We start from the raw sequence: 11847 nt of genomic DNA, 5'->3' as shown, positions 1-11847 counted from the left end.
CGTCCTGCTGGAGCCGATTCAAGGCGAAGGCGGCGTAAACATGCCGCCGGCAGGTTATCTGGCGGCGGCAAGGGAACTTTGCGACAAACACGGGGCGCTTTTGCTTTTTGACGAAATTCAGACGGGCATAGGCCGCACCGGCAAATGGTTCGCTTTTGAGCATACGGGGATAAGGCCCGATGTCATGAGCATCGGCAAAGGTTTGGGCGGCGGGTTCCCCATCGGCGCTTTCCTGGCCTCCGAGCGGGTGGCGCGCGCCTTCTCCGCCGGCGACCACGGCTCCACCTTCGGCGGCAGCGCGCTGGCCTGCGCGGCCGCCAATGCCGTACTGGACATAATGGAGCGGGATGGACTGGTAGGCAACGCGGCAAAAATGGGCCGTTACCTCAAAGAAAAGCTGGCCGCGCTGCAAGAAAAACATCCGCAGCAGATCAAAGACGTACGCGGGCAGGGGCTGCTGGTAGGGGCGCAGCTTCATGGCGAGGGCAAACCCGTCGTCGAAGCCTGCCTGTCGAAAGGACTCATTTTAAACTGTACCGCCGGCAAAGTGCTGCGGTTTGTCCCGCCGCTTACCGTGAACGAACAGGAAATAGATTTCGCCGTTACGGTCCTCGATGAAGTCCTCTCGTCCGGCAACCAGGAAAAGGAATAAATAAATTATGGCGCTCAGAGGCAAAAACCTGCTTACGATCGGCGATCTGTCCGTAGGCGAAGTAGCTACCATAATGGATGTCGCGCGCAAAATAAAAAAGAAACAGAAAAACGGCGAATGGCACAAATATCTCGCCGGCAAAACGCTGGGCATGATTTTCCACAAGGCGTCCACCCGCACGCGCGTTTCTTTTGAAGTGGGCTTTTGGCAGTTGGGCGGGCATCCCATATATTTGAACGAAGCGGCCACCCAGATGGGCAGGGGCGAAGACATCCGCGATACGGCGCGGGTGCTGTCGCGCTATGTGGACGGCGTAATGATCAGGACCTTCGGCCACCACATCGTGGAAGAACTGGCCGGGCATTCCAGCGTGCCGGTAATCAACGGCCTTACCGACAAATTCCATCCCTGCCAGGCGCTGGCGGACATTTTCACGCTCATGGAATACAAAGGCACGATAAAAGGGCGCAAAATGACCTACGTCGGCGACGGCAACAACATGGCCCATTCACTCATGCTGGGCTGCGCCAAAACCGGCGTTGACTTCGTTTGCGCCAGCCCCAAGGGCTATTGGCCGGATGCCGGCGTTTTGAGCGCGGCGCGGGCTATGGCCGCGGAAACCGGCTGCTCGATCATAGTGGAAGAAGATCCCCTGAAGGCCGCGGAAAACGCCGACGCCCTCTACACCGACGTATGGGCGAGCATGGGCATGGAGCAGGAACAGTCGATCCGGCAGGAATCTTTAAGCGACTACCAGATAAACAAATACCTGCTGCAAGCAGCCAAGCCGGACGCGATAGTCATGCACTGCCTGCCGGCGCACCGGGGGGAGGAGATCACGGACGAAGTCATGGAAGGGCCGCAATCGGCGATCTTCGATCAGGCGGAAAACCGGCTGCATGTGCAAAAAGCGATCATGGCCCTGCTTATGAGCGATGCCGTTTTGTGAAAAGCCGGCGTTGCTCGGGCAGGGGGCGCATTATTTAAAACAAGGAGCGTTGCCGCAATGAAAAAAGACGTAAAAAAAGTAGTTCTTGCCTATTCGGGGGGGCTTGACACCTCTGTCATCATCCCGTGGCTGAAAGAAAACTACCGCTGCCAGGTCATCGCCATGTGCGCGGATCTCGGCCAGGGAGAAGAACTTGCCCCCGTATACGAAAAAGCTTTGCGCTCGGGCGCGGACAAATGCTATATAGAAGACCTGAAAAACGAGTTCGTCGAGGGCTTCATCTGGCCTGTATTGAAAGCGGGCGCGGTTTATGAGAAAAAATACCTGCTGGGGACGTCCTTCGCCCGGCCGCTCATTGCCAAAAAACTGGTCGAGATCGCCGAAAAAGAAGGGGCAGACGCTGTCGCCCACGGCGCGACCGGCAAAGGCAACGACCAAGTGCGGTTTGAGCTTACGGTAAAAGCTTTGGCGCCCACGCTCAAAATCATCGCACCTTGGCGCGAATGGGACATCCGCTCGCGCGAGGACGCCATCGATTACGCGGAAAAACACGGCATAGAAGTGCCTGTTACCAAAAAACGCCCCTACAGCATGGACAGAAACCTCTGGCATTTGAGCCATGAGGGCGCGGACCTAGAAGATCCGGCCAACGAGCCGCCGGACGACCTTTATCTTATCGTCAATACGCCGGACAAAGCGCCGGACAAAGCGGACTATGTTGCCATTGATTTTACGGAAGGCGTGCCGTCGGCCCTGAACGGCCAAAAAACAAGCGGGCTGGCTTTGGTGGAAGGGCTCAACGCCCTTGGCGCCAAACATGGCATCGGCGTGGCCGACCTGGTGGAAAACCGGCTGGTCGGCATGAAATCGCGCGGAGTATATGAAACGCCGGGCGGCGCCATACTCTATTACGCCCATAACGAACTGGAGGCCCTGACGCTTGACCGGGCGACCATGCACTACAAACAACTGGTGGCGATAAAATACGCCGAGCTGGTCTACGACGGCATGTGGTACGCGCCGCTGCGCGAAGCCCTGGCGGCTTTTGTGGACGAAACGCAAAAAACCGTTACCGGCCGCGTAAAACTCAAACTGTACAAAGGCGGCATACAAAGCGCCGGTACGCAATCGCCCTATTCTTTGTACCACGAGGGATTTGTAACCTTCGGCCGCGACGAAGTATACAACCAGGCCGACGCCGAAGGGTTCATCAACCTTTACGGCCTGCCGCTCAAAGTGCGGGCTTTGCTGAAAAAGGGGCGCGGCCTATGACCAAACTCTGGGGCGGCCGTTTTGCTAAAGAGACCGACAAACTCATGGAAGAATTTAACGCCTCCATCGCCTTTGACCGGCGGCTGTACCGCGAGGACATACGCGGCAGCGCGGCTCACGCCAACATGCTGGCGCGCTGCGGGATAATCACGGACGGCGAGGCCAAAAGCATCGCCGGGGGCCTTGAAACCATAAAAGCCGAAATTGAGCGGGGCGATTTTGTCTTTTCCGTCAAACTGGAAGACATACACATGAACATCGAGCAGCGCCTGACGGAACTGATCGGGGAAGCCGGCGCGCGGCTGCATACCGCGCGCAGCCGCAACGACCAAGTGGCGCTCGATCTGCACATGTATGTCAAGCGGGAAATCGTGGAAATCGCCCGGCTTATCTTGGACGCGCAAAAGGTCTTGCTCGCGCTCGCCGCCAAACACACCGAAACCATCATGCCCGGTTACACCCATCTGCAAAGGGCGCAGCCCGTTACCTTCGCCCATCACCTGCTGGCCTACCTGAACATGCTCGCCCGGGACATGCGCCGACTGCAAGGCGTATGGGAGGGCGCGGACATTATGCCTTTGGGGGCCGGCGCCCTGGCCGGCACCACTTTGCCGATCGACCGGCAATCCGTCGCGGAGGAACTTAATTTTGCCGCCGTTTACGGCAACAGCATGGACGCGGTCAGCGACCGCGACTACATATTGGAATTTCTGGCTTTCGCGTCCATTCTGATGTCGCATCTGAGCCGCTTGGGCGAAGAGATAGTCCTTTGGTCGAGCGCGGAATTTTCCTATATCGAACTTGACGACGCCTACAGCACTGGCTCTTCCATGATGCCGCAAAAGAAAAACCCCGATGCCGCGGAACTGGCGCGCGGCAAATCCGGGCGGGTGTACGGGCATCTGCTGGCTCTTTTGACTGTGCTGAAAGGGCTGCCCCTGACCTACAACAAAGACCTGCAGGAAGACAAAGAAGGGCTTTTTGACGCGGCCGACACCGTCAAGCTGACCCTCGCCGTTTTTCAGGGGATGCTCAAAACAATGAAAGTAAACAAGAAAGCGATGCGGGACGCTGTCTGCCGGGATTTTTCCAACGCGACCGATCTGGCGGATTACCTCGTGAAAAAGGGCCTGCCCTTTCGCCGGGCGCATGAAATAGTGGGCAAATGCGTAGCCTGCGCCTTGCAAAAAGGCAAGTCCCTGCAAGACATTGACCTGAAAACCTACCAAACTTTTTCCCCGCTGTTCGCCGGCGACCTCTTCGACTTTATCCGCCCGGAAACCTGCGTGCGAAACCGCGCCTCTTATGGCGGCCCCTCGCCCGCCCGGGTGCGGGAACAAATAGCCGCCGCCCAAAAGCGCCTGTACGCGCAAAAAAAACTCATCGCCAAACTTGGCGCGAAAATATAGAGGGCCTCCGGCGGAGGCCCTCTTGGGCGCGTTGGCGCTATGACTCGGCGCCTTTTGCCGCCATGAATTCATAAGCCAAATCCCGCATAAAAAAGGCGGCTTCCCGCAACAAACCCAGTTGCAGTATGTCCCGCCAGCTTATCGGGCGGTCGTAGGTCTTGACCCGGGGCTCGCCTTCCAGCCCGGCGCGCTGCGCCGCAATCGCAAGCGCATCGTAATAATTGCCGATTTCATCCACCAGGCGAAGCTCTTTGGCCTGGTGGCCGGTGTATATCCGGCCGTCCGCCAGGGCGCGGACTTCGTCTTCCGGCAGGCCGCGGCCTTCGCTTATCTGCCGGACAAACCCGGCGTACATTTCATCAACCATAGCCTGGAGCATTCTCCGTTCCTCGTCCGTCATCGGCCGCTCCGGCGCCAGCATGTCCTTGTGCCGGCCGCTTTTGACGCGTTCGGAGGAGATGCCTATTTTTTTGTAGAGTTCTTCAAAATTAGTGTAAGGGATATACACCCCGATGCTGCCGGTCAGCGTGGAAGAGTTGGCGACTATGTAATCGGAGCAGCTTGCCAGCCAATAACCGGCGGAAGCGGCAATGTCGCCCATGGATGTAACGATTGGCTTTCCCCGGCCTTTGAGCTTGCTTATTTCCCGGGCAATTTCCTCCGCCGCCGTTACGCTTCCGCCCGGGCTGTCAATACGGAAAAGCACTGCCGCCACGGAAGGGTCTTTTCCGGCTTCAATGATCTGGCGCATTATTTCCTCCGCCCCTCCGAGCCTGCCGGTTATGCTGTCCGCAGCCGTGCCGTAGAGCGTCCCTTGTATGCGGATCACCGCTATATACTTGCCGTTTTCCGCCGCTGTGCCCTCCGAAAAAAACGGTTTTGCCAAAAAGCTGATTAATGAAACAAAGCCGATCAGCATCAATAATTTGCGCATATCATCCCCCGCTTTCGTTATGGCGCAGCGCGGCCGCGACAAAATCGCGGAAAAGCGGATGCGTGTTCGTTGGGCGCGATTTGAACTCGGGATGAAATTGCGTCCCCACAAACCAAGGATGCGCGTCCCGCGCCAGCTCGACAATCTCCACCAAACGGCCGTTGGGCGAAACGCCGCCCATGACCAGCCCGTGCGCCAGCAGAAGGTCGCGGAACGCGTTGTTGAATTCATACCTATGCCGGTGCCGCTCGTAGATTATTTCATCGTTATAGGCGGCGAAGGAAAGCGTGTCGGCGAGAACCTTGCAGGGATAGACGCCTAAGCGCATGGTGCCGCCTTTTTCATAAACGGCGACCTGTTCCGGCATAATGTCTATGACCGGATGGGCGCTTGCCGCCGCAAACTCCGTGCTATGGGCGTCGGCAAGTCCGCAGACGTTACGGGCAAATTCCACAACCGCGCACTGCATGCCGAGGCACAGGCCAAAAAACGGCAGCTTGTTTTCCCGCGCATATCTTATGGCGTTTATTTTCCCCTCAATGCCGCGCTCGCCGAAGCCGCCCGGAACCAGCACGCCGTTGGCGCCGCTCAACGCTTCGGAAAGGTTGGCGCCGGCGTTTTCTATTTCCTCGGCGTTTATCCATCGTATGTTTACGGCCGCGCCGTTATGTATGCCGGCGTGCTTGAGCGCCTCCGACACGCTCAAGTAGGCGTCGCGCAAGTTGACGTATTTGCCGACGATGGCGATTGTCGCGGCGCGCTCCTGCCGCTGGTTCAATATCTTGTCCACCATTGCGCGCCAGTCGCTCAAATCCTTGGGGCGTTCCGGCAAAGCCAGCTTTTCCATCACTATGCGGTCCATGCCTTGCTGTTCAAGCATGAGCGGCACTTGGTAAATGCTGGCGGCCGTATAGTTGTGGATGACCGCTTCGGCGTCAATGTCACAAAACAGCGCCAATTTGTCGCGCATATCGTCCGATATGCGATGCTTGGTACGGCAAACGATGATATCGGGAGTGATGCCGATGCCGCGCAGCTCCTTGACGCTGTGCTGGGTGGGCTTGGTTTTAAGTTCGCCCGCCGCCTCGATATAAGGCAGCAGGGTAACATGTATGTATAAAACGTCATTTTTGGGCAGATCCTTTTTAATCTGCCGGATAGCCTCAAGAAACGGCTGGCTTTCTATGTCGCCGACCGTGCCGCCGATCTCGGTGATGACAATATCGGCGTTGTCCTCGCGCCCGACCCGGTAGATGCGCTCCTTGATCTCGTTGGTGATGTGCGGTATCACCTGCACCGTGCTGCCGAGGTATTCGCCCTTGCGCTCTTTGTTGATAACCGACTGGTATATCTTGCCGGTGGTAACGCTGGAATTTTTGCTCAGATTGACGTCAATGAACCGTTCGTAGTGCCCGAGGTCAAGATCGGTTTCGCCGCCGTCGTCCGTGACGAAAACCTCCCCATGCTGGTAGGGGCTCATTGTGCCGGGATCTACGTTTATATAAGGGTCAAATTTCTGTATGGTTACTTTGAGGCCGCGGCTTTTCAGCAGCCTGCCCAGCGCCGCCGCCGTAATGCCTTTGCCGAGGGACGAAACCACGCCGCCGGTAACGAAAATATACTTTGCCATATTGACCTCCTGACGTTTACGGCAAGCGCCGGCAACATGCCCGGCGCTTGCCTTCGCTCACGTGTCCCGCGGCCTTACATATATTCCGGCGCGCTTATGCCCAACAGCCCCAGCGAGTGCCGCAAACAGTCCCTGACCGCGCGGGCCAGCGTCAGCCGCGCCGCCTGCGTATTTTCCTCCACGCCGAGTATCCGGCACTGCTGATAAAAAGAATGGAAAAGCCCCGTAAGTTCATGGGCGAAACGCGCTATTCGATGCGGGGCGCGGTCTTTGGCCGCGCTTTCGATCTCGCCGGCGTAAGCGTCCAGTTTCCTTATCAGTTCCAGCTCACATTCTTCCCGCAGCAGGGACAGATCCGCCGCCTCGCCCAAAACCGCGCCCGTTTCCGCCATTTGCCTGAATACGCTGCAAATGCGGGCGTGCGCGTACTGAATGTAATAAACTGGATTTTCGGGCGCCTTTTCAATCGCCAGATTTATATCAAAATCCAACTGGCTGTCGATGGAGCGCATGACGAAAAAAAAGCGCGCGGCATCCGTGCCGACTTCTTCGACCAATTCATTCAAGGTTACGCTCTGCCCCGTCCTTTTGGACATCTTGACCAGTTCCCCGTCGCGGAACAAACTGACCATTTGCAGTATAAGCACTTCCAAACGGCCGCCGTCATAACCGAGCGCTGCGCAGGCGGCTTTCATGCGCTTTATATAACCGTGGTGGTCCGCCCCCCAGAGATTGACGAGGCGGGTAAAGCCGCGGGAAAACTTGTTCTCGTGATAGGCGATGTCGGCCGCCAGATAAGTCGGCGCGCCGTTTTCCCGTATGACCACCCGGTCTTTGTCGTCGCCGAAAGAGGTGGAGCGGAGCCATTTCGCCCCGTCTTTTTCGTACAGGTAGCCGCGCCCGGATAGATCCGCGCAGCACTTTTCTATCGCGCCGCCGTCGTGCAGCGTTTGTTCGCTGAACCAACTGTCGAAGCGGACGCGAAAAGCTTCCAGATCCTCCCGCAAAATGGCGATTTTTTCCTTGAGCGCTATCGCGCGAAAGAGCGCTATGCGGTCTTTGGTTGACAGGCCAAGATACTTGTCGCCGTCGGCCTTTACAATCCTTTCGGCGGTGGCGACTATATCGGCGCCGTGATAGCCGTCCTCCGGGAAATCGCAGGGCACCTTCAAAAGCTCCAGATATCTGGCGTTCACGGAAGCGGCCAAGTTGTTTATCTGGTTGCCCGCGTCGTTTATGTAATACTCGGATGCCACCTCATAGCCGGCCGCCCGCAGCAGGCTGACCAAGGCGCTGCCCACCGCCGCCCCCCGGCCGTGCCCGATGTGCAAAGGGCCGGTAGGGTTGGCGCTGACAAATTCCACCTGGATATATTCGCCGCTTTTTTTCGGCAGGTTGCCGTAATCGCCCCCCTGCGCGGCAATACGCGCCAGCGACTCATACAGCCATTCCTTTTTCAAAAAGAAATTCATGAACCCCGGATTTACTATCTCTATCTTATCCAGCAAAGGACATTCGATGTTTTTCTCAACCGCCAGCGCCAAGGCGCGCGGATTGACCCGCAAACTCTTCGCCGCCTGCATGGCGAAATTTGTGGCAAAGTCGCCGAAAGACTTCTGCGGCGGCACATCAAGCTGCGCCGCCGGCAGCTTGCCGGCGGGAAGCGTCCCGTCGCTTATCGCCCGCCCGCAGGCGGCCTCTATCGCCGCCGCGAGGGTTTCTTTAATGTTCAAGCGCCATGCCCCCCTCCGCTGAAACGCGCAATTTCCCCCCAGCCCACGCGCCTTGGGCCGCGCCGTCAGAGCTTCCCCTGTATGGGTATGCGCGGCGCTCAGCGCATGTTTTCAATGAACTCTTCCAGCATTTCCAAAAGGATCGGATGGCCGGCGGCCTTAATCACCCTCACCGCGTTGCCGAAGAAGTCTTTGACCTCGTCGTCGACCGTCAAGTCCAGCCCTTCTTTTTTGTATTCGTCAAGCATCCGCAGGACCAAGTTGTTTATGGCGCCTTTTTTTACTCCGCCCTCCGCCGTTATCGCCACGTTCACCATTATTTCGCGCGTCTGCGGCTCAAAAGACTCTATCAGCACGCGCCAGCCCCCGGGTATGGGCGGCAGTTTCTCGGCGCTGATCATATAGTCTTTGGCAAAACCGGCGTATTTGCCAAGCTGTTTGTAAAGTTTGGCCTTGTGTATCGGATAACCGCGCTCTTTGCCGATTTTTACCATTTCCGCCGCTATCTCGTTGTTGTGTATGACGCTCGGCAGGGTCGTCTCGAAAATTGTACTGGCCTTCATTTTAACCTCCGCTGAAGTGATATGGCTTGCTGCGCGCACTGACAATTTATTTTATCATAAAATTGACGGCGCGGCGCAAAACAAAACAAAAAGATTTTTCCGCCGTGGGGCGGCCGGGAGCTTCCCCCGGCAAGGCCGGATCCGTCCCGTGAAAAAAATTTTTCGGCGGGCGGAAAAAGGCTTAATAAAACAACGAAATAAAACGATATATAAATAATAGGCGTCAGAATGTATCAGGGAAGAATGTTTTCCAAGGAAGGAGACGGGCAGCAATGTACATACTTGATTCGGCTCTGCAACTAAGGGCCGGCAGCACAAAAACGACCGCCGAAAAAGAAATCGAACGCCTCGTATACAGGGAAGGCGGCAAAACCGGGGAAACGGCCGAGGAAAAACGCGAGCCCGGCGCGGCAGTGGACTTGTCGGAAAAAGCGCAGGCGCTCATCGACCAAAAAGAAGCGGGGCGGGTCGTCCCGGACGACGCCACGCAAATAAGGAACATATTGGCCGCCCTTGACGAGGCGCGCAAAGCCCCGCGGCCGGTATTGGATGACTTGAAGCGCACGCGGGACGAAATGACAAGAAGGTTTTTGGAAAGTTTCATCAACATAGTTTTTGGCCGGAAAATGCGCTTTCAAGTAAAACTGCTTGATGTTTGGCCGCAGCCGGCCGCCGGGGACAGTTTGCCGTTGGCGCGCGGGGGCGGCGGGCAGGGCAGCCCGCTCCCTGCGGCGCAAGAGGAAAAGCCGAACGATTGGGGCGTCAGTTACGAACGCCGGTACGAGCGCTTTGAAAGCGAAAAGATGTTTTTCGGCGCCCAGGGGGACATCCGGACCGCCGACGGCCGGGAAATATCCATAACGCTTGATCTGCGCATGTCAAGGTCGCTGTATGAAGCGTCTTACGTAGCGCTGAAAAGCGGCGGCAAACTGCTCGATCCTTTGGCCGTCAACTACGCCGCCCCGGCCGCCGGCCTCACGTCGGGAAAATACAGTTTTGACCTTGACGGCGACGGCGCGCTTGAGCAGATATCTTTCCTTACGGGCGGCAGCGGCTTTCTGGCTCTCGACAAAAACGGCGACGGCAAGATAAACGACGGCAAGGAACTTTTCGGCACGCAAAGCGGCGACGGGTTCAAGGACCTTGCCGTTCACGACCGGGACGGCAACGGCTGGATAGACGAAGGCGACGGAATATTCAGCGAGCTTAAACTGTGGGTCAAGGACGAAAAAGGCGGCGACCGCCTGCTCACCCTTGCGCAGGCGGGCATAGGGGCGATTTTCTTGGGCAGCGCGGACAGCCCGATAGACCTTGTCGGACTGGACGGCCGCAAAAACGGCCAGATAAGCAAAACCGGCCTGTTTCTCCGGGAAGACGGCCTGGCCGGGACCGCGCAGCATGTAGATATAGCCGTATGACAGGTTTTTCTCCTGATTTATTGCGGGCTTGACGGACAAACAGGCCGCCGGTTTCGGCGGACGTTTCCGGGCTGCCGCCGGCCAAAATCGCGAAAGCGATCAGGCCGGCGGCTTGCTTTGCGGCGCGGCGCTTGAGATTTCGGCCGGCGGCGCAGTTTTGCCGGAAAACCGATGTTTGCGCCGCAAAACGCCCCGCCGTCTGAAGCTTTGGTTTGGCGCGGGGATGGCGGGCAAAGTCGGCAATTGGAAAAATTTGCCCTTAAAAAATATTCAGATTTACACATCGGCCGCATGTGCGGCAATAAACCGCAATTGCGTATCAATGTTTGCAAAAAACCATAAATTGCCGCAGACTTTTCGCCGGACATAGACAAACGGCGGGAGATTCCCTTGCTGTCCCCTTAACGCAACCATAACTTTATAGTTGCATTTGCTTTTTCTTGCGGGTATAATGATATTTGAATACAGAAGCTGGACGCGCGAAGGTTCGGCCGCAAGGGGCGTCCGGCCGGAAACAAGAAAGGACGCGGGAAGCCCCGCGCCCGTCGGCTGAATAAAAAAGGGAAGGTAACGCTTTTTTTATAATCTGTTGCACGCGGCTAAAACCGCCGCCAAGCGGCCTTTGCGCAAAAAGCGAAGCATAAGGCTAAAGCGCGGGGCCGGGGGCGGAACCTGCCCTGCGTAAGAGCTGCGGCTGCCGGCAATGTTATGCGCCGCTTCAACAGGCATGTAAACCGTTTTATTGATAGAAGGCGCTTTGGCCGCTGCCCGGCGAAACGGCAGGGGACAGAGGGCGCCGTTGCGATACGCGGCCCAGATAGGTGTCTGCGGTTTTTCCGTGGACTGTAAATAAACGGCGTTGCGCGGCAGATTTCAAGAGAGCCGCGGCAAGGCGCGAGCGCAGAGCCTATAGGGAAATACCCTGCCCTTTGGCTTAGGCCGGGGGATTAAGAGGAAGGGAGGGGTGCGGGAAGGAGATCCCGGAATATTTAAAATTAAACAAGGAGGAGATTTGTCTTGTCAAAAGCAGTAATGACCCTTATCGTGCTGGCAGTAGTGGCGATCTTTTTTATTACTGAAATCATTCCCCTGGCGGCTACCGCCATGGGCGGCGCGATTGCCTGCGGGCTGCTGAGCCTCATCCCGTTGAACCAGGTGTTCAGCGGCCTGGCCAACTCCACCGTCGTCTTGTTCGCCGGCATGTTCGTCGTCGGCGCGTCCATGTTCCATACGGGGCTGGCGCAGAAAATCGGCACCTCCGTCGTCAAGATGTGCGGCACCAGCGAA

At 57.2% G+C, this 11847-nt stretch carries 10 protein-coding genes; 6 read left to right on the top strand and 4 right to left on the bottom strand.

Translation table 11 applies throughout. The features are described 5' to 3' along the window. The 4 genes from LBO03_02450 to argH form a co-directional block, all read left to right on the top strand. The coding region (locus tag LBO03_02450; GenBank protein ID MDR3348461.1) for an aminotransferase class III-fold pyridoxal phosphate-dependent enzyme at nucleotides 1-652 on the top strand (652 nt) is incomplete at its 5' end. A 7-nt stretch (nucleotides 653-659) separates the two neighbouring features. Further along, nucleotides 660-1601, top strand: coding sequence for an ornithine carbamoyltransferase (gene argF, locus LBO03_02445; protein ID MDR3348460.1), 942 nt, complete (start codon nucleotides 660-662; stop codon nucleotides 1599-1601). 57 nt (nucleotides 1602-1658) lie between these two features. Beyond that, entirely contained in the window at nucleotides 1659-2873 is a 1215-nt protein-coding gene (locus LBO03_02440) for an argininosuccinate synthase (GenBank protein MDR3348459.1), read from the top strand. Then, complete coding sequence (gene argH / locus LBO03_02435) at nucleotides 2870-4282, top strand: argininosuccinate lyase (protein ID MDR3348458.1); 1413 nt, start codon at nucleotides 2870-2872, stop codon at nucleotides 4280-4282. The genes LBO03_02440 and argH overlap by 4 nt, the downstream gene beginning before the upstream one ends. Before the next feature lie 37 nt (nucleotides 4283-4319). Here argH and sppA read toward each other — a convergent pair whose 3' ends face one another. From sppA to LBO03_02415, 4 genes are all read right to left on the bottom strand, one after another. Continuing rightward, a complete protein-coding gene (sppA, locus tag LBO03_02430) occupies nucleotides 4320-5216 on the bottom strand; it encodes a signal peptide peptidase SppA (GenBank protein ID MDR3348457.1) in 897 nt (298 codons plus the stop codon). 1 nt (nucleotide 5217) lies between these two features. After that, nucleotides 5218-6846: a CTP synthase gene (locus LBO03_02425; protein ID MDR3348456.1), complete on the bottom strand. Its 1629-nt coding sequence runs from the start codon at nucleotides 6844-6846 to the stop codon at nucleotides 5218-5220. A 74-nt stretch (nucleotides 6847-6920) separates the two neighbouring features. Then, nucleotides 6921-8579, bottom strand: a complete 1659-nt coding sequence (gene argS, locus LBO03_02420) for an arginine--tRNA ligase (protein MDR3348455.1) — start codon at nucleotides 8577-8579, stop codon at nucleotides 6921-6923. A 98-nt stretch (nucleotides 8580-8677) separates the two neighbouring features. Then, entirely contained in the window at nucleotides 8678-9142 is a 465-nt protein-coding gene (locus LBO03_02415) for a hypothetical protein (GenBank protein MDR3348454.1), read from the bottom strand. Nucleotides 9143-9414: 272 nt separating this feature from the next. Between LBO03_02415 and LBO03_02410 the strand changes: the two genes are divergently transcribed. Beyond that, nucleotides 9415-10560, top strand: a complete 1146-nt coding sequence (locus LBO03_02410) for a hypothetical protein (protein ID MDR3348453.1) — start codon at nucleotides 9415-9417, stop codon at nucleotides 10558-10560. Nucleotides 10561-11577: 1017 nt separating this feature from the next. After that, nucleotides 11578-11847, top strand: a 270-nt coding sequence (locus LBO03_02405; protein MDR3348452.1) for an anion permease, incomplete at its 3' end; no start/stop codon positions are given.

It is taken from the genome of Acidaminococcales bacterium (assembly GCA_031290885.1).
In the GTDB taxonomy this organism is placed as follows: Bacteria; Bacillota; Negativicutes; order Acidaminococcales; family JAISLQ01; genus JAISLQ01.
The sequence above is the reverse complement of the archived record's forward strand: the minus strand, read 5'-3'. Positions and strand labels throughout refer to the sequence as shown.

What these genes read in the sequence shown, in the direction of transcription:
- LBO03_02410 (MDR3348453.1), top strand. Translation starts at nt 9,415, where the DNA reads ATGTACATACTTGATTCGGCTCTGCAACTAAGGGCCGGCAGCACAAAA.
- argF (MDR3348460.1), top strand. Translation starts at nt 660, where the DNA reads ATGGCGCTCAGAGGCAAAAACCTGCTTACGATCGGCGATCTGTCCGTA.
- LBO03_02440 (MDR3348459.1), top strand. Translation starts at nt 1,659, where the DNA reads ATGAAAAAAGACGTAAAAAAAGTAGTTCTTGCCTATTCGGGGGGGCTT.
- LBO03_02425 (MDR3348456.1), bottom strand. Translation starts at nt 6,846, where the DNA reads ATGGCAAAGTATATTTTCGTTACCGGCGGCGTGGTTTCGTCCCTCGGC.
- LBO03_02415 (MDR3348454.1), bottom strand. Translation starts at nt 9,142, where the DNA reads ATGAAGGCCAGTACAATTTTCGAGACGACCCTGCCGAGCGTCATACAC.
- argH (MDR3348458.1), top strand. Translation starts at nt 2,870, where the DNA reads ATGACCAAACTCTGGGGCGGCCGTTTTGCTAAAGAGACCGACAAACTC.
- sppA (MDR3348457.1), bottom strand. Translation starts at nt 5,216, where the DNA reads ATGCGCAAATTATTGATGCTGATCGGCTTTGTTTCATTAATCAGCTTT.